The 19,973-nt window shown below is 68.5% G+C and carries 17 protein-coding genes and 2 tRNA genes; 14 read left to right on the forward strand and 5 right to left on the reverse strand.

The window, feature by feature from the left end; translation table 11 throughout:
• Positions 1–2 precede the first annotated feature (2 nt).
• From YM304_RS11900 to YM304_RS11910, 3 genes are read left to right on the forward strand one after another with little or no spacing between them, the layout of a single operon-like run.
• On the forward strand, positions 3–1,355 hold the full coding sequence (locus YM304_RS11900; protein WP_015441937.1) for a GMC family oxidoreductase: 1,353 nt from the start codon (positions 3–5) through the stop codon (positions 1,353–1,355).
• A gap of 28 nt (positions 1,356–1,383) precedes the next feature.
• Positions 1,384–2,346, forward strand: coding sequence for an MBL fold metallo-hydrolase (locus YM304_RS11905; protein WP_015441938.1), 963 nt, complete (start codon positions 1,384–1,386; stop codon positions 2,344–2,346).
• Positions 2,346–3,560, forward strand: coding sequence for a lycopene cyclase family protein (locus tag YM304_RS11910; RefSeq protein WP_015441939.1), 1,215 nt, complete (start codon positions 2,346–2,348; stop codon positions 3,558–3,560). Before YM304_RS11905 ends, YM304_RS11910 begins: the two co-directional genes overlap by 1 nt.
• On the opposite strand, the gene YM304_RS11915 is transcribed toward YM304_RS11910, so the two are convergent.
• Positions 3,514–4,338, reverse strand: coding sequence for an SURF1 family cytochrome oxidase biogenesis protein (locus tag YM304_RS11915; RefSeq protein ID WP_154723429.1), 825 nt, complete (start codon positions 4,336–4,338; stop codon positions 3,514–3,516). The two genes, YM304_RS11910 and YM304_RS11915, sit on opposite strands and share 47 nt — an antisense overlap.
• Before the next feature lie 20 nt (positions 4,339–4,358).
• On the opposite strand from YM304_RS11915, the gene YM304_RS11920 reads away from it, so the two are divergent.
• Together YM304_RS11920 and YM304_RS11925 are read left to right on the forward strand one after the other, a co-directional pair.
• The gene (locus tag YM304_RS11920) at positions 4,359–5,405 is read left to right on the forward strand and encodes a phosphotransferase family protein (RefSeq protein WP_015441941.1); all 1,047 of its coding nucleotides are present in this window, start codon (positions 4,359–4,361) and stop codon (positions 5,403–5,405) included.
• Positions 5,406–5,431: 26 nt separating this feature from the next.
• Positions 5,432–5,914, forward strand: a complete 483-nt coding sequence (locus YM304_RS11925; protein WP_015441942.1) for a DUF4262 domain-containing protein — start codon at positions 5,432–5,434, stop codon at positions 5,912–5,914.
• A 28-nt stretch (positions 5,915–5,942) separates the two neighbouring features.
• Here the strand turns inward: YM304_RS11925 and YM304_RS11930 are convergent, their stop codons facing one another.
• Positions 5,943–6,452, reverse strand: a complete 510-nt coding sequence (locus YM304_RS11930; protein WP_015441943.1) for an SET domain-containing protein — start codon at positions 6,450–6,452, stop codon at positions 5,943–5,945.
• Positions 6,453–6,878: 426 nt separating this feature from the next.
• Here YM304_RS11930 and metX point away from each other — a divergent pair, with 426 nt between their 5' ends.
• From metX to YM304_RS11970, 8 genes are all read left to right on the forward strand, one after another.
• A complete protein-coding gene (gene metX, locus YM304_RS11935; protein ID WP_015441945.1) occupies positions 6,879–8,060 on the forward strand; it encodes a homoserine O-acetyltransferase MetX in 1,182 nt (393 codons plus the stop codon).
• A 33-nt stretch (positions 8,061–8,093) separates the two neighbouring features.
• Positions 8,094–8,888 carry a DNA-formamidopyrimidine glycosylase family protein gene (locus tag YM304_RS22530; RefSeq protein ID WP_015441946.1) on the forward strand — a complete coding sequence of 265 codons (795 nt, stop codon included), beginning with the start codon at positions 8,094–8,096 and terminating at the stop codon, positions 8,886–8,888.
• A 48-nt stretch (positions 8,889–8,936) separates the two neighbouring features.
• The gene (locus tag YM304_RS11945; RefSeq protein WP_154723431.1) at positions 8,937–9,668 is read left to right on the forward strand and encodes a hypothetical protein; all 732 of its coding nucleotides are present in this window, start codon (positions 8,937–8,939) and stop codon (positions 9,666–9,668) included.
• Between the two features lie 133 nt (positions 9,669–9,801).
• Positions 9,802–9,877, forward strand: a tRNA-Gly gene (locus tag YM304_RS11950).
• A gap of 154 nt (positions 9,878–10,031) precedes the next feature.
• Positions 10,032–11,057 carry a 3-oxoacyl-ACP synthase III gene (locus YM304_RS11955; RefSeq protein ID WP_015441948.1) on the forward strand — a complete coding sequence of 342 codons (1,026 nt, stop codon included), beginning with the start codon at positions 10,032–10,034 and terminating at the stop codon, positions 11,055–11,057.
• Positions 11,054–13,609, forward strand: a complete 2,556-nt coding sequence (locus tag YM304_RS11960; RefSeq protein ID WP_015441949.1) for an alpha/beta fold hydrolase — start codon at positions 11,054–11,056, stop codon at positions 13,607–13,609. Before YM304_RS11955 ends, YM304_RS11960 begins: the two co-directional genes overlap by 4 nt.
• A gap of 13 nt (positions 13,610–13,622) precedes the next feature.
• Positions 13,623–14,630 carry an NAD-dependent epimerase/dehydratase family protein gene (locus YM304_RS11965; RefSeq protein WP_015441950.1) on the forward strand — a complete coding sequence of 336 codons (1,008 nt, stop codon included), beginning with the start codon at positions 13,623–13,625 and terminating at the stop codon, positions 14,628–14,630.
• A gap of 50 nt (positions 14,631–14,680) precedes the next feature.
• Positions 14,681–14,752, forward strand: a tRNA-Cys gene (locus YM304_RS11970).
• A 24-nt stretch (positions 14,753–14,776) separates the two neighbouring features.
• On the opposite strand, the gene YM304_RS11975 is transcribed toward YM304_RS11970, so the two are convergent.
• The 3 genes from YM304_RS11975 to YM304_RS22535 all read right to left on the reverse strand — a co-directional run bounded on the left by YM304_RS11975 (position 14,777) and on the right by YM304_RS22535 (position 19,162).
• Positions 14,777–15,847 carry a fatty acid desaturase gene (locus tag YM304_RS11975; protein ID WP_154723432.1) on the reverse strand — a complete coding sequence of 357 codons (1,071 nt, stop codon included), beginning with the start codon at positions 15,845–15,847 and terminating at the stop codon, positions 14,777–14,779.
• Positions 15,844–16,722, reverse strand: a complete 879-nt coding sequence (locus YM304_RS11980) for a fatty acid desaturase family protein (protein ID WP_015441952.1) — start codon at positions 16,720–16,722, stop codon at positions 15,844–15,846. Before YM304_RS11980 ends, YM304_RS11975 begins: the two co-directional genes overlap by 4 nt.
• A 109-nt stretch (positions 16,723–16,831) precedes the next feature.
• On the reverse strand, positions 16,832–19,162 hold the full coding sequence (locus YM304_RS22535) for a putative bifunctional diguanylate cyclase/phosphodiesterase (RefSeq protein ID WP_015441953.1): 2,331 nt from the start codon (positions 19,160–19,162) through the stop codon (positions 16,832–16,834).
• Positions 19,163–19,340: 178 nt separating this feature from the next.
• Between YM304_RS22535 and YM304_RS11990 the strand changes: the two genes are divergently transcribed.
• Entirely contained in the window at positions 19,341–19,943 is a 603-nt protein-coding gene (locus tag YM304_RS11990) for a hypothetical protein (RefSeq protein WP_015441954.1), read from the forward strand.
• Positions 19,944–19,973 lie beyond the last annotated feature (30 nt).

The following is a 19,973-nucleotide window of genomic DNA, read 5'->3' on the forward strand; positions in this document are numbered from 1 at the left end:
CGATGACGACCGACTCGGGCGACGCAACCCTCGCCTGGGTGGTCGTCGGAGCCGGATCCGCCGGATGCGTGGTCGCTCGACGTCTCGTCGATGCCGGCCACCGCGTCACCCTGGTCGAAGCGGGTCCGCCCCTGGAGCCGGGCGCCGTTCCGGCGGGCATCGACGCCGACAACAGCTTCGCTGCGCTGATCGACGATCGGTGGTACGCCGACCTGCTGGCCACGCGCACTGCGGGGAGCGAACCTCGCCGCTACCTGCGCGGCCGGGGTGTCGGCGGCTCCAGCGCGGTCAACGCGATGGTGGGGCTCACGGGTGACACCGACCTGTACCGCTCGTGGGGCTGGGACGACGCCGAGTGGTACTCGCGGCATCACCTGCTCCCCCTCGCCGTTGCCGGCAGCGACGAACTCGGCCGAGTCGATCGGGCGCTGCTCGCCGCGTCACCGCAGGCGCGCCGAGCGCCACTCACTCGACGCGGAGGCCGGCGGGTCACGTCGGCCGAGGCCTACCTGTGGTCGATCCTGCGCAACGAGCGACTCGACGTTCGCGCCGACGCGCCGGTCGACCGTGTCGAGATCGACCAGGGGAGCGCGGTCGGCGTCCGGTTGGTCGACGGCGAACTCGTGCCTGCCGACCGCGTCGTGGTGTGCGCCGGTGCGATCCACTCGCCGGCCATCCTGCTGCGGTCCGCTGTCGACGTCGACGGTCTCGGCGAGGGGCTGCAAGACCATCCGGCGGCTGCGCTGCTCCTCGAGCTTCGTCGCGGCGTGGTCGGGTCCGACCACGAAACGGCGATCGGGCTCTCGACCTCGACGATCGTCGACGCCGACCCGATTCAGATCCTGGCGTTGAACCACCTCGGTGCCGAGCCCGGACCGGGCATGCTGCTCGTGGCGAACATGCGGCCGGTGTCGGCGAGCGGCACGGTGCGGCTGGCAGCCGACGATCCGACCACCGAGCCCATCGTCGACTTCGACCTCCTGAGTGATCCGGCCGACGTGGAGACGCTTCGGTCCGGCGTGCGCATGGCGCTCGATCTGCTCGCTCACCCGGCGTTCGATTCGATCGTCGAGCGTGTCTTCATCGACGACCGGGGCACCACGACCGACACGCTCGACAGCGACGAAGCGATCGACGACTGGCTTCGCTCGCACAGCGCCGACTACGTCCATGCGAGCGGGACCTGTGCGATCGGTCGCGTCACCGAGCACGACGGCTCGGTACGCGGCCACCGGAATCTCTTCGTCTGCGACGCCTCCCTGTTTCCGACGATCCCGAACGTCAACACGCACGTGCCGACCACGATGCTCGCCGAGCGCCTCGTCGCCGGGTGGACCGCGGAGCGGGCACGCTGACGCCGCTGGTGCGTGGGAAGATGACGGCATGAGCACGACCGGCTACACCCGCGGACTGCACGAACTCGGCGACGGATGCTTCGGCTACCTGCAACCCGACGGCGGTTGGGGCTGGAGCAACGCCGGCCTGATCGTCGGCGACGGCGCCTCGCTGCTCGTCGACACCCTGTTCGACCTGCGGCTGACGGCCGACATGCTCGACTCGATGTCGGCGCTCACCGATGCTGCTCCGATCGGGTCGCTGGTCAACACGCACGCCAACGGCGACCACTGCTACGGAAACAGCGAGGTCGCCGAGCGGTGGCCGAGCGCATCGATCGTCGCATCGACCGCGGCGGCCGACGAGATGGGCGACGTGCCTCCGGCGATGCTCCACGCACTCAACGAGGCTCCCGGCGACGTGGGCGATCTCTTCCGCAGCTTCTTCGGCGAGTTCGACTTCGGCGGGATCGAACTCACGCTGCCGACCACCACGTTCGACGACCAACTCGTCGTCGACGTCGGTGGCCGGACCGTCGAACTGATCGAGGTCGGCCCCGCGCACACCGAGGGCGACGTCATCGTGCACGTTCCCGACTGCGCCACGGTCTACACCGGCGACATCCTGTTCATCGGTGGGACCCCGATCGTGTGGGCCGGTCCGTTGTCGAACTGGGTCGCCGCGTGTGACCGCATGCTCGACATGGACGTCCAGACCGTCGTGCCCGGTCACGGGCCGATCACCGACTCGGCGGGCATCACGGCGGTGCGCGAGTACCTGGCGTTCGTCGACGCCGAGGCATCGGGGCGTCACGCTGCCGGCATCGACGCCTTCGACGCCGCACGCGACATCGCTGCCTTGCTCGGCGCCGACGCCAGGTTCTCCGAGCTGGGGGAGTACGGGCGCATCGCGGTCAACGTCGACACCGTGTATCGCAGCCTCGACGCCGCACACGAGAGCCCTGACGTCGTCGAACAGTTCCGCCGCATGGCGTCGCTCGAAGCGCACTGATGCATCGCCAGGTCGACGTGGTCGTCATCGGCGACGGCCCTGCCGGTTCGGCGCTGGCCGCGGCACTCGTGCGGCGCGGCGGCGACGTCGTGCTCGTCGGCGCCGACGCTCCCTGGCGGGCGACCTACGGCACCTGGGCCGACGACGTCGACGCCATCACCTGGTTCGACACGAACTCGATCTGGGCGCAACGCTTCGAGTCGATCGCCGTCGACGCAGGCGGCCGTCGGTGCCTCGAACGGCCCTACGGGGTGATCGACAATGCCGCGTTGCGGGCGACGCTTCGCAACGACGTCGACCACCATCGGGCGCACGTCTCGGAGATCGCGCTCGCGCCCGCCGGGTCGAACGAGCGCGACCGGGTCGTCACGAGCGACGACGACGTCCTCGAGGCCCGTCTCGTCGTCGACGCAACGGGCTGGCCCGGCTGGGCAGCCGACGGACCCGGACCGAGCGAGCCGTCACCGCCGCGTCAGACGGCGTTCGGCGTCGTGTTCGCCGAGCCACCCGCCGGGCGCCTCGGCGAGCCGATGCTCATGGACTTCACGAGTGCGCCGGGATGCGACGACGACGGGATCGGCCCGTCGTTCGCCTACGCCCTCCCGGTCGACGACGGCTGGCTGGTCGAGGAGACCGTGCTGGCCGCGCAGCCCGCGGTGCCACCCGATGCGCTCATCGCCCGGCTCGCCGCCCGGCTCGCCATGACCAACGACGAGTTGCTGGCGTCCGCCATACGGACCGAACGCGTCGACATCCCGATGGGCGGTCCGCTTCCCGACACGGCGTCGCGGCTGCTGGCGTTCGGAGCGGCGGCGAGCCTGATCCACCCGGCGACGGGATACTCGCTCGCCACGTCGCTCGAACTCGCCGATCCGGTCGCCCACGCGATCGTCGCCGAGCTGGCATCGGAGCGGGTCGACCACTCGACGGTGTGGGACGCGATCTGGCCCACCTCGGCCCGGCGAACCCGCGTGCTACACGACTACGGCGCGCAGGTCGTACTCGGCCTCGACGCCGACGACGTCCGCTCGTTCTTCGGGACGTTCTTCGACCTCGACGTCGACGTGTGGGCCGACTACCTCCGCATCACCACCACCCCGAAACGCCTGGCCAGGGTGATGACCGCCATGTTCACGGCCGCCCCGTGGCGGCTGCGTCGACTGCTGGTCAGCCAGAACCCACTGCGGTTCGCTCGTCTGCTGCGGCCGGGCTGACCGCCTGCTCGGCGGCGAGTGCTCGACGCCGAGTGGCGAGCGAGCGCCGCACGGCGAGCACCCAGCCGACGGCGACGGCGAGCGAGAAGATGAACCACTGGATCGCGTACGAGAGGTGCGGGCCGCTGTCGAGTTCGGGACGGCTGATCGGTTCGGGATCGCCGACGGTGACGCTCGGTTCGCTGCTCACGAGCTGCACGTAGACCGGTGCCACGTCGCCCGGCAGTTGCTGGGCGAGGAACGGGATGTCGATACGTCGGACCTCGTCGACCGGGCCGTCGGCCGAATCGGTCAGACCCCCACGGTCGCGGACCTCCGACATCCGGATGAGGCCGGTGACGCTGACCTCGGTGGCCGGAGCGGCGGGGACTTCGAACCCGAGCGGAATGAACCCCCGGTTGACGATCACGGTCGTCCCGTCGTCGACCGCGAGCGCAGCGAGGACGTTCTCACCGGCGCGTCCGCCCTGCGACTGGTTGAACTCGACGATCTGATCGGGGAGGAACGAACCCGCCACCGTCACCGGCAGCCACTCGGCCTCGTCGGTGCTCACGCCGCCTCGCTCGATCTCGTCGAGGACGTCGGCCAACGGGAGCGGCGCCTGCTGCGATCGTTCGATCACCTGACGGTTGAATGTCTGACGTTCGTCGAGCCGATCGAGCTGCCAGAACCCGAGGTTGACCATGAGGATGATCGCCGCGGCCACCACCACGTGGAACAGGATCCACAACGGTCGGAACAGGAACCGGTACATCTCGACCATGACGGTACCGGGCACCGACGACTACCGTCCGGCGGATGGGCCCCGATGATGTGACCGCTGCCTGGATGTCCGAGATCCTCGACGCCGACGTGCGCACGGTGCACCACGATCGCATCGGTGACGGCCTCGTCGGGCTCAACCTGCGGGTCGCGCTCGACCTCGCCGACAGCGACAGTTCCCTGCCGACATCGGTCGTGATCAAGCTTCCGTCACTCGACGAGACGAGCCGAGCGACCGGCATCGGGCTGCGCAACTACGAGCGCGAGGTCAAGTTCTACGAGCACATCGCGAGCACGGTCGACATCCGGGTGCCGCACTGCTGGCACGGCGAGTGGGACGAGACGACCGGCGACTTCGCGCTGGTGCTCGAAGACATGGCGCCCGCCGAGCAGGGCAACCAGATCACCGGCTGCGACGTCGTGACCGCCCGCAACGCCGTCACCGAACTCGCCAAGCTGCACGGACCGCGTTGGAACGACCCGACGCTCGACGACCACGAGTTCCTCGGGCGGCGGAGCGGCCCCGACGACATCGCTCAGCTCGAAGGGCTGTGGCAGATCTTCTTCCCGGGGTTCCTCGCCACCTACGAGCAACACCTCAGCAGCGAGGCCACAGCACTCGTCACCGAGTTCGGCCAGTACATCGGGCCGTGGATGGACGCTCGCTCGGGTCCGGTCACCGTCACGCACGGCGACTACCGCCTCGACAACCTCCTGTTCGAATCAGCGGCCGGTGGACCACCGGTCACGGCCGTCGACTGGCAGACGCCCGGACACGGCACGCCCATCGCCGATCTCGCCTACTTCTGTGGAGCGGGGCTGCTCCCCGAGAACCGGCGCGAGGCCGAGGCGGGTCTGCTCGACGACTACGTCGCATCGCTCGGCGGCTACGGCGTGGACGTCGACCGGTCGTGGGTGTGGGACGAGTACCGCCGAGAGGCGTTCGCCGGGGTCATCATGGCGGTGGTGGCGAGCCAGGTCGTCGGCGGCAGCGACCGCAGCGAATCGATGTTCGCGGCCATGGCCACCCGACATCTGCAACACGCGCTCGACCTCGACGCGCTCGACCTCGTACGCAGCTGACGCCGCCCATCCGACTGGAGTACTCGATGGACCTGCCCGACTTCCACATCCCCCACGCCGAGAAGATCGAGTGGATGATCGAGACCAATGGCTGGGCGCTCGAACCGGTGGCCGCGCAACCCGAGAGCGACCCGCCGGTGCCCGGCTACGCCTACTCGATCGGACTGCCCGACGCCGTCTCGTTCCCGGACGTCGCCGTCTTCGGGCTCACCCCGGTCGCGGCCAACGGGCTCGTCACCCTGGTCGCCGACGCCTGCCGCGGCGGAACCGAGATCCCGTTGGGCGTCGAACTGGTGGGCCTGCTCGACAACGACCTGCGCTGCGTGTTCGCGCCGATCGACCTGGGGGAGTGGGGAGCGTTCTTCACCACCGCCACGGCGTGGTATCGCGGCGACGTTCGTCCGATGGTCCAACTGCTGTACCCGGATCGAAACGGCTTCATGCCGTACGAGGCCGGCTACGAACAGCGACTCCGACTCGCGCAGCCCGTCATCGGCACCTTCGGCTGACGGCGCCGCCGGCGACGAGCGCGTCTCGTCAGCGATCGAGTGCGTCGATGCGGCGCTGGAGGTAGGGCGAGAAGCGACCTTCGTACCAGCGTTGCACCATCGGGTTCATCCAGTCCTCGCCGGTGACCTTGCCGCGACAGCGCGCCGCGTTGCATTCGCACTCGAACTCGTCGTACGGCGTCGAGTCGCTCGTCGCGTAGTCGTAGGTGAGTTGGTCGCCGACCGCGAGATCACGAGCGGCGACGAGCGTGATCTCGCCGGACAGGTACGTGGTCGGATCACACGAGTGATTGACGTAGTCACCGAGCGAGCGTTCTTCTCCGCCGACGAGGTAGATCTCGTCGGCGACCTGGATGGCGTGTCGCTGGCGGTCGGCCGGCAGTTCTCGAAACTGATGGGCCGGCACGGCGAACCCGCTGAACACGGCGACGACCTCGCCGGTGGCGATGGGGGAACGAACGAAAAGGCCTTGACCGATGTTCGCCCCGAGCTCGCGAACTTCGACGGGTATTGCAATGTGATCGTGTGTGAGACGCAAACCGAAAGCCCTCCAAGAGCTTCTTGTGAGTGATGGTGAGTGCGCCCGCACTGTGGCTTCCGCCGTTTTCCGCTGATCAGATCGTGGTTGGTCGCGAAGCGCTGACCTGGTATCGAGCCGCGAAATCGACCGTTTCGTAACCGGATCGTCGCCAGAATGAAGCGATGAGTGGTGGTTTCGTGACGGTCGGTGCTGATCGAAGCCCCCGATCATGGTGGGAGACGCCACCGAACCCGTCGAAGTCGCGCGTGATCCTGGTCACACCACCGACGGCCTGATCGACGGCCTCGATCGATGGCTTCGCTCGACAGAAGGCACGATGCCTGTTCGGGAGTGCGGTCGCGGCGATTCGTACACGGTTCGCCCCAGGCCACGGTGATACCGTCACCTCGTCGACGCCGACACCGGTCGGATCGACCCGACGCGATGACGACTCCTCCGCCTCTTCCGGCCACCGGCGCATGGCTCCCGGGTGACCCCGTGGGCGAACGACGCTTCTTCACCTTCGCGACCGACCGCCGTTTCGCGCTCGACTCGGGGCGAACGCTGTCGGACGTGGTGGTCGCCTACGAGACCTGGGGCACGCTCGACGCCGACGGGCGCAACGCCGTTCTGCTGTGCCATGCCTGGACCGGGGATTCACATGCCGCCGGCCCGGCCGGGCGCGGTCACCTCGAGCCGGGCTGGTGGAACGCGATGGTCGGGCCCGGCAAGCCGATCGACACCAACCGGTACTTCGTCGTGTGCGCGAACGTGCTCGGTGGCTGCCAGGGCTCCACGGGCCCGTCGTCGCCGCACCCGGACGACGGCCTGCCCTACGGCTCCCGTTTCCCGGTCGTCACGATCCGCGACATGGTCCGAGCGCAGGCTCGACTCGCCGATCATCTCGGCGTCTTCCAGTGGCTCGCCGTGGTCGGCGGCTCGATGGGCGGCATGCAGGCGCTCGAATGGGCGGTCATGTACCCGCGCCGTGTCCGGTCGCTCGTCGCCGTGGCCACGTGCATGCAGGCCACCGCGCAACAGATCGCCTGGGGAGCGATCGGTCGCCGCGCCATCAGGCTCGACCCGCGCTGGCGAGGCGGCGACTACTACGACGCGGCCCCCGGCGACGGGCCGTCCGAGGGCCTCGCGATCGCCCGCATGGTCGCGCAGGTCACGTTCCGTTCCGACAACGTGTTCACCGATCGATTCGGGCGCGAGCTCGCCGATCGAGGCGACACCGGCGACACGCTGGGGATGTGGCAGCAGTTCGAGGTCGAGCGCTACCTCGGGCATCACGGCAACAAGCTGGCCCGTCGCTTCGACGCCAACAGCTACCTCGCGATCGGCAAGGCCATGGACCTCCACGACATCGCTCGTGGCCGTGGGAGCATCGAGCGGGCGATCGCCCGCATCCAGGTGCCCACCATGGCCGTCGGTATCTGGAGCGACATGCTGTACCCGTCGTATCAGCAGCGACAGCTCCACGAGGCGGTTGCGGCCAACGACGTGCAGAGCGAGTACGTCGAGATCGACTCGCCGCACGGCCACGACGCCTTCCTGATCAACGGTGACCAGATCGCCGGTCCGATCGAGCGGTTCATCGGCGACGTGAGCAAGACGTCGTGAACCGTCTCGTCCTAAGCCGGCCCGCCGCTCGCGGTGCCTGAGGGGCTCGAAGCCGAGATCTGGCGGGTGGCGGCGTCACCGCTGGTGGGGCGCACGGTGTCGGACGTGTGGGTCGACGAACGCGTGGCCTCGGTCGGACTTCGCGACGCCGTCGTCGGCGCCGAGATCGCCGGCGTCGATCGTGTCGGCAAAGTGCTGGTCGTCGAGATGCAGACATCGACGGGCCGAACGAAGCTGGGGCTCCACTTCGGCATGACCGGCCGCCTCGTCGTCGACGGCGACGCAGCCATCGAACGTCTCGAGTACGCGTCGGGCGCGGATCGGCCGTCGTGGGACAGGCTGCGCCTCTGGACCGAACGCGATCACCGACCCGCCGACGTCCCGTCGCTGCGCCTCAACGATCCGCGACGTCTCGGCCGCATCAGCCTCGACGCCGACCTGACGCAACTCGGACCAGACGCGCTGACGCTCACCAGCGCCGAGCTGCGCCGACGCCTGAGCGGACGGCGGGTGGCGATCAAGACGGCCCTCCTCGACCAGTCGGTGGTGGCCGGACTCGGCAACCTGTGCGTCGACGAGGTGCTCTGGACGGCTGGCATTGCGCCACACCGGCCGTCCGATCGCCTCGATGCGGCCGAGGTGACGGCGATCGCGCGGGCCTGCCGCCGACGCCTCCCGGTGATGCTGCGGCGCGGCGGGTCGACCATGGGCGAATTGACGCCCGAACTGCGTCGAGTTGCGGGCGATTGTCCGCTCGACGGCACGCCGCTGACCCGCTCGAAGGTCGGCGGACGGACCACCGTCTGGTGTCCGCATCACCAGCTCTGAGCGATGGAGCCATGTGACACGGTGCCGATGCTGGCAGACTGCTGCCCGGTGCTGTACACGACGATCGATCATCTCCGCACGTCGGCTGTGCTGCAGCGACAGGCCGACGCTGTCGGCGACGACGCCGCCTCGCTGCGGGTGTACGTGGTGATCGCCGTGCTGATCGTGATCGGGGTGCTCCTCATCGCGCTCGCCTTGTGGCTCGTTCGTCAGACCCGACCCGACCCCGAACTCCTCGCTCCGCTCGAGCGGATGGAGGCGCGGCAGTGGCGCAAGCTCGGCCCGCAAGACCGCCGACGAGCGCTCGACGACGTACGCCCCGCCGGCGCGATCCCGCTCGATCGAGCGAAGAGCGAACCCAAGGTCGATCAGGACTTCGCCGCGACGCGCCCCGTGCGCGACTTCAGCGACCTCGCCGACGCCCCGGCCACGGAGCCAGCGGGCACCCCGGCTGGCACCTCGGCCGACGAACCCGACGACTCGCCGGTCGAGGAGCGCGATGACACGGTGACGATCGATGCCGTGGAACCCGAGCCGGTCGAACCGGTCGTGGAGTCGGTCGCCGAGGCGGAGTCGCCCGCAGCCGCATCCACCGTCGCAGCCGACTCGGACGACGCGGTCCCGCCGGGTGACGACACGTCGCCGCTCGAACAGCCCGACGTCGTGGCGCCCAACGGTGACGACACCGGCGAACTGGCCAACGACGCCGAATTCGACGTGCCGCTGATGCCGGGAGAAGGGCTGCTCCGCCGGCCGCGCTCCGACGCCGACCATCTCTGATCACCTCCGATCACCTCCGAATCGAGCGTGTGCGAAAGTTCTCGACATCCGTGCACATCGGGTTGTCCGCTCCGATCGCGGAGCCGCTAACATCTGTGTTCCTCCATCCGAGAGACATCGGATGCGAAAGTTTGCGGACGTGGCTCAGTTGGTAGAGCGTCACCTTGCCAAGGTGAAGGTCGCCGGTTCGATCCCGGTCGTCCGCTCCACGCAAAGCCCCGGCGACTCGCCGGGGCTTTCGTCTTTCTCCGCTGCGGTCACGGCCGATCGGAGCGACGTCGCAGGGACGTCGCAGCGACGTCGCTTCATCACGTAGAATCTGCCATCCGCCAAACCCGCGAGTTTTCGCTCGAAAGGACTCTCATGTCAGCCAACTCGGTACTCACCCACCGAAACGTGGGCGTGCTCACCGTGGCTGCGGCCGAAGCCCCCGAGATCGTCACGTCTGCGTGGATCGACGAACAACTGGCCGAGACCTTCCGACGCGTCGGGCTCACCGCCGGCACGCTGCAGCAACTCGCTGGAATCAACGCCCGTCGGTGGTGGCCGCGAGGCGTCACGTTCGACGCGGCGGCGGCCGAGGCCGGGGCGTTGGCGATCGAGTCGGCGGGGATCGACCCGTCACGCATCGGCATGCTCATCTCGACCTCGGTGTCGAAACACCATCTCGAACCCTCGATCGCCTGTGCGGTGCACCACCGCCTCGACCTCCCGTCGAACTGCCTCAACTTCGATGTCGGCAACGCCTGCCTCGGTTTCATCAACGGCATGCAGATCGCTGCCGCGGCGATCGACGCCGGAGCCATCGACTACGCACTCGTCGTCGACGGCGAGGGCAGTCGGCAGACGCAAGAGGCAACGATCGCTCGCCTGCAGAGCCCGACGACCACCGCCGCCGACGTGTTCGCCGAGTTCGCCTCGCTCACCATCGGGTCGGGTGCGGCCGCAGCGATCATCTGCCGTCTCGACCAGCACCCCGAAGCACACCGCCTCGTCGGCGGCATCGCGCGGTCGGGCACGGAGCACCACGAGTTGTGCATCGGCGACCTCGATCGCATGCAGACCGACACCAACGGTCTGCTGCACGCCGGCCTCGATCTCGCCGAAGCGGCGTGGAAGCACAGCGGCCACGACTTCGACTGGGAAGTCGGCATGGACTGGTACGTCCTGCACCAGGTGAGTGAGCGTCACACGCAACTGCTGTGTGAGCGACTCGGCATCGACCCCGAACGCTGCCCGCGCACGTTCCCCGAGTTCGGCAACGTCGGCCCGGCAGCCATTCCGATCACGCTGGCGTCGGTACAGGACCAGATCGAAGTGGGCCAGCGCGTGCTGTGCATGGGCATCGGCTCCGGTCTCAACACGAGCTTCACCGAAATCGTCTGGTGACCGCGCTTCCCGACGCGGCGACGTGGCGGGCCTGGGGCATCGACCCCGACTGGTCGCGCACGCTCGACGTCGCGAGCCACGACGGCTCCACGCACCGCTGGCACCTCCTCGACACTGCGCCCGCGGCCGACTCCACCGTGGCGACGGTCGTGTGCGTGCACGGCAACCCCACGTGGGCGTACGCCTGGAAGTCGTTCATGACGACGTTCGGCGACGACCACCGCGTGATCGCACTCGACCAACTCGGCATGGGGTACAGCGAGCGCACCGACCTGCGCCGGTATCGCACGCGCGTCGACGATCTCGCCGACGTCATCGCCGCACTCGACATCGATCGCTCGAAACCGTTGGTGCTCGCCGCACACGACTGGGGCGGCGCGATCGCCATGGGCTGGGCCGTCGACCACCCCGACGAGTTGGCGGGTCTCGTGCTGTGCAACACCGGCATCGGTGTTCCCGCCGGGCGCTCGGCACCGCGACTCATCAGCTTGGCGGCGTCGAAACCGCTGCGTGATCTGGTGTGTCGACGCACGTCCACCTTCGTCGAAGGGACCGTGCGGCTCTCGGGTCGGCGGATCTCGAAGGTCGACCGCCAAGCGTTCCGCGCCCCGTACCGCAACGCAGCGGATCGCCGCGCGATCGCTGACTTCGTCGGCGACGTGCCGCTGACGTCGCCGCACCCGAGCGAGGCCGACCTCCTCGACGTGGCCGACCGGTTGCACACCGTCGAGGCGCCGGTGCTGCTCGCCTGGGGCAGCGCCGATCCGGTGTTCGACGACGACTTCGCCGCCGACCTCGCCGGACGCTTTCCGAACTCGTCGCTGCAGCGGTACCCCGACGCGAACCACCTGGTCATGGCCGAAGCCGACGTGGCTTCGACCGTCGACGCCTGGCTGGCCGATCTGGTCGACCCGTCGAACCACGCCGTCGCGGCGAGCGACACCGCCGGCGCCATCGAGCACGACCTCGACGCCGAGGTGATCTGGGCGGCGATCGAGCGTCGCCGTCACGACGACGCCGTGGCCGTCCACGACGATGCAACGGGCGAGTCGATCAGCTTCCGTGAGCTCGCGGTACTCGTCGACAACATCGCCGCCGACCTGCGCACGCGGGGGCTCGAACCCGGCGACCGCGTCGCCATGCTCACACCACCGGGTGTCGGGCTCATCGCCGCCGTGTACGGCGTGTGGCGCGCCGGGGGCGTCACCGTGGTCGCCGATCGCGGACTCGGGTTGGGTGGACTCGGCGCAGCGGTTCGTCAGACCCGGCCCTCGTGGGTGATCGGCCCGCGTCCGGCCCGCGTCGCCGCACGGACGCTCCGGTGGGCTCCGAGGGCCACGATGATCGACGTCGACGACCTCGTGGCGGCACCGGCCGCCACCGGCGAGCTCGACGTGCCGGCTCCCGATGAGCTCGCTGCCGTGTTGTTCACCAGTGGCGCCACCGGCCCGGCCAAAGGTGTTCGCTACACCCACCGTCAGTTCGCCGCGCAGCGCGACGCGCTCGCTCGAACCTACGGCATCACCGAAGGCGACCGGTTGGTCGCCGCCTTCGCTCCGTTCGCGCTCTACGGCCCGGCACTCGGGATCACCTCGGTGCTCGCTGACTGCGACGTCACCAAGCCCGGCGAACTCACCGCCGATGCGGTCGAGCGAGCGTGCGCAGCGGTCGAGGCGACGATGGTGTTCGCCTCGCCGGCTGCGCTCACCAACGTGCTGCGCACCGCTGGTCGAGCCCAGCACCCCGCCTTGGCCCGCGTTCGTCTCGTGCAGAGTGCCGGCGCGCCGGTGCCCGCAGAGACGTTGCGTGCGGTGGCTGCGCTCACGCCGAAGGCCACGCTGCACACCCCGTACGGGATGACCGAGGCGCTCCCGGTCGCCGACATCGATCTCGCTGCGATCGAGCACGCCGAGCACGATCGGCCCACGGCCGGAGTGTGCGTCGGCCATCCGGTCGAGGGCGCCGAGGTGATGATCGCCGCGCTCGGTTTCGACGCCACCGCGGGCGTGCCCGACCCGCTTCCCACGGGTCGGATGGGCGAGGTACTCGTTCGGGCGCCGTGGGTCTCCGACGGATACCTCGGGTTGTGGGGAACGCAGCGGCAGGCTCGTCCCGGCTCGGGATGGCATCGCTCGGGTGACGTCGGCCATCTCGATGGCGACGGACGGCTCTGGATCGAAGGCCGTTCGGTGCACGTCATCGACGCCGTCGACGGTCCGATCACGTCGGTGCCGGTCGAACGCAGCGTCGAGCGCGCCGGAATCGACGGCGTCACGGCCGGGCGGGTCGCCGCAATCGGCGTCGGCCCCGCCGGAGTGCAACAGCTCGTCGTCGTCATCGAATCGCCCGACCAGAGCGTCGGGCTCGCCCCGGCCGGCACCGTCGCCGCCGTTCGCGACATCGTCGACCACCCGGTGGCCGCCGTGCTGATCACCGACGGGTTGCCGGTCGACATCCGCCACAACGCAAAGATCGATCGCACCGCCGTGGCCACCTGGGCCGGGGGAGTGCTCGACGGTTCGGCCACACCGCGCCGCCGGTTCCGACGATGAAGGCGCTCGACCGATGAAGGTGCTCGTCACCGGTGGCTCCAGCCTCATGGGGACCGGCCTCGCCCGTGACCTGGCCGCTCGTGGCGACGAGGTCCGCTGCTTCCAACGGCACCGGGTGGAGGCCCTCGACGACGTCGCGGGTGTCGAACAGCGGCTCGGCGACCTGACGCAGCCCGACGATCTCGATGCTGCAGTGGCCGGCTGCGACGCCGTCGTACACCTCGCCGCAAAGGTGGGCATCGTCGGCACACGCGACGAGTTCGTCGCGGTCAACGTGACCGGAACCCGCAACCTCCTCGACGCAGCACGACGCGCCGGCATCCGCCGGTTCGTCCACGTGTCGTCGCCATCGGTCGCTCACGACGGTTCACCGATCATCGGGGGACTCGCCGACACTCCCAAGACCTCGCATCCCGGCGCGTGGTACCCCGAAACGAAGGCGATCTCCGAGAACCTCGCCCTCGACGCGAACGACGCCGAGATGGCCGTCGTGGTCGTGCGACCGCACCTGGTGTGGGGCCCGGGCGACACGCAACTCGTCGGTCGTATCGTCGAACGAGCACGTGCGGGGCGGCTTGCACTCGTCGGCGGCGGCCGAGCCCTCGTCGACACGACCTACATCGACAATGCCCGGTCGGCGTTGTGCGCTGCGCTCGACGCCGTCGAGCCCGGCGCCGTCTGTGCGGGGCGTGCCTACGTCATCGCCAACGGCGAACCGCGGCCGGTTCGTGAACTGGTCGGGGGCATCTGTCGAGCGGCTGGCGCGCCGTTCGAACCCCGCGAGGTTCCGCTCGCCGCAGCGCGTGCCGCTGGTTCGCTGATCGAGCGCCTCTGGCCTCGGGTCAGGTCGGGCGAGGAGCCGCCGTTGACGCGCTTCCTGGCCGATCAGCTCGGTACCGCGCACTGGTTCGACCCGCGCCCGGCGCGTGACGACCTCGGATGGGTTCCGACCGTGTCGATCGACGACGGTTTGGCCGAACTCGCCTCGTGGTTCGAGCAGCAAACCCGCCACGGATCGTAACCAGACCCCCAACGCAGCGAAGTTGCCGCTATCGTGCGCAACGCAACACTGGCGACGTGGCCGAGTGGCTTAGGCAACGGCCTGCAAAGCCGTGTACATGGGTTCGATTCCCATCGTCGCCTCCCAGTGCAGCAGCTCCGGATCGCTCAGCGATTCGGAGCTGCGGTCGTTTTCGACCGAGTTGTCGACCCCATGTCGGCCCACACCTGACGATGGAACGCGAGATACCCGTCGTGATGGAGCGTCGTGTCGGACTGCAGTTGACGGTCGGCGGCTCGCAGCCACCACCACGATGCATTCGGGAACACGTGGTGAGCGAGGTGATAGTTGCCGTCGAGCGTGATCCAGCGGTACACGGCGTTGGTCTCGACCGAACCGGTCGACTCGACCATCTGACCGTCGTGCGCCGCCCCGTAGTGCTCCGACAGCGCGAAAAACGTGTACGGCCCGGCCAGGAAGAGCAGCATCGGCACCACCCACCAGCGCAGGAGTTCGCCGACGTGCCCGGTCGCGACGGCACCTGCGATCGCCGCGCCCCACAGCGCGAACGGGAGCAGCCCCCATCGGCGCACGTAGCGGTCGAGTGACGCCGTGCGGACATAGCCGGGCGGTCGTCCGAACATGGTCGCCACGGCGTCGATGGCGAGTTGAACGGCGAAGGTGATGCCCCCGAGCAGATTCCCCGCCACGTACGACATCCGGGCGGGCAGCGTGATCGGGCCGACCTGCATGGGGCTCGTGATCATCTCGTCGTAGAAGTCCTCGGGGTCGGACGGGTCGCTCGACTTGCGGGTGAGGGCGTGGTGGGCGAGATGGAAGCACCGATAGATCGGTGCATGGAACCCTTCGAGGGCGCCGGTCACCGTGGCGACCACGTCGTTGCCGGCACGGTTCTCGAACAGGCTGCGATGCACGCCCTCGTGGTGAATTGCGTCGATGCGCATCATCACGGCGACCAGGCCGACCCACGCGATGGCCCAACCCCACCAGGCGTCGATCGCTTCGCCCAGCGCAACGAGTGCGGCGTACCAGGCGGCGGTGGCCACGAGCATCAGCGCGGCCTTGCCAGGCCGTCGCTGGGCGATCTGGTGTTCTTTGGCCCAGGCTCGGGCCGCTGAGCTGACGGCGAATCGCGGCAGCGTGGAATCGGCGGCCACCGTGGGCGCCATCACCAGCGTGGACGACGGCTCGCCGGCGCCGGCCGGATCGGTGCTCATGCCGTTGCCGCGGCGTGAGCGGGTGGCCGTGACGTGGTGCGCCACATCCAGACGTAGAACGCGGTGTAGCTCGGAAAGATCCACTCGTCGTGGATGTCGGCCTCGATCTTCTGATGATGAGTGCCGAGCGCGTGCCACGGCACCGACGGGCGGTCGTGGTGTGCCGTGTGCAGGTTGGTGTTGAGGAACACGAACCGCATCACGGGGTTCGAGACGCACGTGCGGGTGTTGCTGACCGTCGGCCCGGGGCCGGGGGCGTCGTAGTGCTCGGGGATCAGCACGAAGGGCAACGGGCCGAGCAGGGCAAAGGCGGTGGGGATGAGCCAGACGTAGGCGACGGCCTGGAACGTGACCAGTCCCGTCGCGATCGACGCGATCAGCGCCGTGAGCACGACGGCGAGCACGGCGACGTTGACCCGGATGCGTCGGCGTTGCGAGGGCTTGGTGATCCACGAGGGCGTCCAGCCGAACGCGACGCCGATCCCACCGAAGAAGAGCGCGACGGCGTAGATCAGGCCGCCACCGAGGAAGGCGCCGACGATCTGCCAGCGTGCGGTGAACTTGTACGGCTCGCCCTCGCTGTCGCCCTCGTCGCAGGTGTGAGCGTGGTGGAGGATGTGTTGCGTCCGATAGGCCTCGAAGCAGGTGAAGGCGACCGCACCGGCCAGCATTCCGGCCACTCGGCTCGCTCGGCGCGTCGGGAAGAAGTGCTGGTGGACGCTCTCGTGGATCACTCCGACCAGCGTGAGGAAGTTGACCGACTGCAACGCCCAGACGGCGACCCAGACGAGGAGGTGGTCGGCAGCGAAACCGAGCGTGGACAGCGCGGCGTGAATGGCGACGAAGAGCACCAGGCGAAGCGACGCGACCAGCATCCCCAAAGGCTACAACGGGCATTCGGCCCGATTCGGATGTGCCGCGCGCTCGTCAGAACTTGCCGTGACGAGTGGGCCGCGGGTGGCCGGCGGGCCGGGTCCGTGGCGCCTAGCGACCCGAGAGCGGGGAGTCGCCGAGGATCTGGGTGAACTCGGGCCACTCGGCGAGCGATTCGAGCGCAGCGATCGTCGAGCGCATGGCCTCGGCGGGCACCGGGTGCGAGATGAGGAAACCCTGGGCCTTGGCACATCCGAGTTCACGCAGCATCTTGAGCTGTTGCACCGTCTCGACGCCTTCGGCGACGATGTCGAGCCCCATCGAGTCGCCCAGACCGATGATGGTGCGGATCAGCGAGCGGTCGTTCGACGAGTCGATGATGCCGTTGACGAAGGTGCGGTCGATCTTGATGCGCTGCAGCGGGAACTGCTGCAACAGCGAGAGCGACGAGTACCCGGTGCCGAAGTCGTCGAGCGCGATGCGCACGCCGAGGGCACGGATGCGCTGCAGCGTCGTGCGGGCGAGTTCGGGGTTCTCGATCATCATGCTCTCGGTGACTTCGAGCCAGAGCAGGTGCGACGGCATGCCCGCTCGACGGAGCGCTTCCTCGACGACGTCGGTGAAGTGCGGGTCCTCGAGTTGGCGGGGCGAGACGTTGACCGACACGGTGGTGTGCTCGGGAACCACGCCGTCGGCGGTCCACGTGCGGAGCTGCGTCAACGCTTCGAGCAGTGCCCAGCTCCCGATCGACGTGATGATGCCCGTGTCTTCGGCGATGGGGACGAACTCGGCGGGCGACACCATGGTGCCGTCGGCCTTCTGCCAGCGGATGAGCGCTTCGAAACCGGACACCCGACCCGACACCGAGTCGACGATCGGCTGGTGGAAGAGTCGGAACTCGCGACGGTCGAGCGCTCCGTGGAGTTCGGTCTCGACCTTCATGCGATGCGACACGCGCTCCTGCATCGTCTGGTCGTAGAGGGCCAGGCAGTTGCGTCCGGCGTCTTTGGCCCGATACATCGCGATGTCGGCCTGGCGGAACAGTTCTTCGGCTTCGAGCGGGCGCCCCTGGGGCATGGCCGCCACACCGACGCTGGCGGTGACGAAGATCGTGCCGTGGTCGAGGGTCATCGGCTGATCGAACACCGACTGGAGCACCTCGGCGTGAGCGAGCGCGAGGCCTGACGACGTGGGGGTCGGGTCGAGGACCAGGAACTCGTCGCCCGACGGGCGAGCGACGATCGCGCCCAACGACGACGCCGCGAGGCTGAGCCGGTCGGCGACGACCTGGAGCACCTCGTCGCCGGCCTTGTGGCCGAGCGAGTCGTTGATGTTCTTGAAGCGGTCGAGGTCGATGAGATAGAGCGACGGCTGCGTCTCGGTCTTCCAGACCGAGTCGATGATGTCTTTGGTCTGTTCGAGCAGCGCGCCCTTGTTGGGGAGGCCGGTCAACACGTCGGTGCGGGCCATCTCGAGCATGCTGTCCTGTGCGTGCAGTGTGGTGCGTGTCGACAGGAACAGTCGCGAGCCGACGAGCGCCAGCAGCACGAGGACCGACACCGATCGGACGACCTGGTCGGTGAACGAGGCGGCGGGCAGCACCGAGATCATCAACACCGGCACCACCAGCGCCAGCACGGTGATGAACACACGGCCCGGCAGCTTGATCCGCAGGGTGCCCGTCGACTCCTCGCCGAGTTCGCGAGCGCTCGGGTGCAAGATGCCGGCTGCGGTGAAGGCGAAGGCGAAGATGTAGAGCACCGACGCCGTGGTGTAGGCCCACAGCCCCGTTCCGCGTGTCTCTTCGAGGGCGTACATCACGTCGCCGCCGAGGTTGGCGACGAACCCGAGCGAGATCCACCAGGTCGCCGCACCGGGCTTCGAGCTGCCGAACAACAGGAGGGCGACGAGGGCCAGCACGGGCATCGACATCGGCAGGTAGAGGGCGTTGACGATGAGTCCGAGGTTGGAGTGCGTCGGATCGTCGAGGAAGGGTTGGACGAACAGGACCCAGGCGACCAGCCAGGCTCCCAACGCCACGATCACACCGTCGAAGACGTCGCCGGTCGAGAGCAGCCCGCGTCGCCGACGGACGACCGAGGCGAGCAGCACGATGATGATGGCGTTCGCGGCGACGTCGAAGATCGACAGCACGGCGAGTTCGCTCGACGGCGAGACGAGCGCGGCGACGACCTCGCCCAGCGTGTAGATCGCGCCGACGGCCATGAGCGCCCAGATGAAGCGTGAGCTGAACTCGTGGACACGCCACGCGACGAGGCTCGCGGTGAGCAGGAGGACCATCGCGAGCACCGTGGCGATGTCTCGTACCGAGTCGTGTCCGAGGAGGTAGAAGACGGCGAGCAGCGACCCGATGGCGACGTAGACCCACGACAGCAGCGCGAGCGTCCGCTTGCTCGGATTCAGCTCGCTGAGTGGTGGCATGGAGTGCTTCCTGGTGGGCAGAGAGTGCTGTTCGTCGTGCGTCAGCGGTCGACGACCACTCACACAAGTTCATGTATCGGTCAAGAAGTCCTGAATCCGTAGTACTTTCTAACTGGCGGGCAAAACGATCACAATGAGTAGTTGCTGACTGCCCTCGGCGGTCGTAGGAGGAGCACACATGTACATCACCCGTCACAACACTGTCACCGACCGTCGTGTCGTCGACGAACTGTGGACGCTGTACGAGCTGGCCTACGTCAAGATCGCCGAGCTCGACGTGACGCGCGAGATCCTCTACCGCACCGAGTTCGACGAGATCATGTCCGACTCCACCTACCGCACCACGGTGGTCCGCGACGACGGCGGAGCGGCGGTCGCCATGTCGGTCATCGCCACCGACATCGGCGTCACCCGGTACCTGAGCCGCCCGTACTTCCAGCGTCTGTACCCCGATCGCCTCGCTGAGGGCCGCGTCCACTACGTGATGTGGGCCGTCGTGCACCCCGATCATCAGGCGAGCCGAGCGGTGTTCGAATTGATCCGCGCCGGTCTGCAGCCCGAAGCCGAGAGCGGCACCCTCCTGGTGTTCGACCTGCCGGAGTCGAACCAGCCGAACGAGACGGGCGGTGGCGCCGAACTGCTCTACCGCGCGGCGAAGTCGTTTGCCGAGGTCGAACTGGAGTCGTTCGGGATGTCTCGGTACTACGCTCTGGACTTCGCTCATCCGGCAGCGTCGGTCACCGACGAGGTGCTCGTCGAAGCCGAGCGCATCAACACCTGACACCTCACCTGAACATCATTCTCTCCACGT

It is taken from the genome of Ilumatobacter coccineus YM16-304 (genome assembly GCF_000348785.1).
GTDB lineage: Bacteria > Actinomycetota > Acidimicrobiia > Acidimicrobiales > Ilumatobacteraceae > Ilumatobacter_A > Ilumatobacter_A coccineus.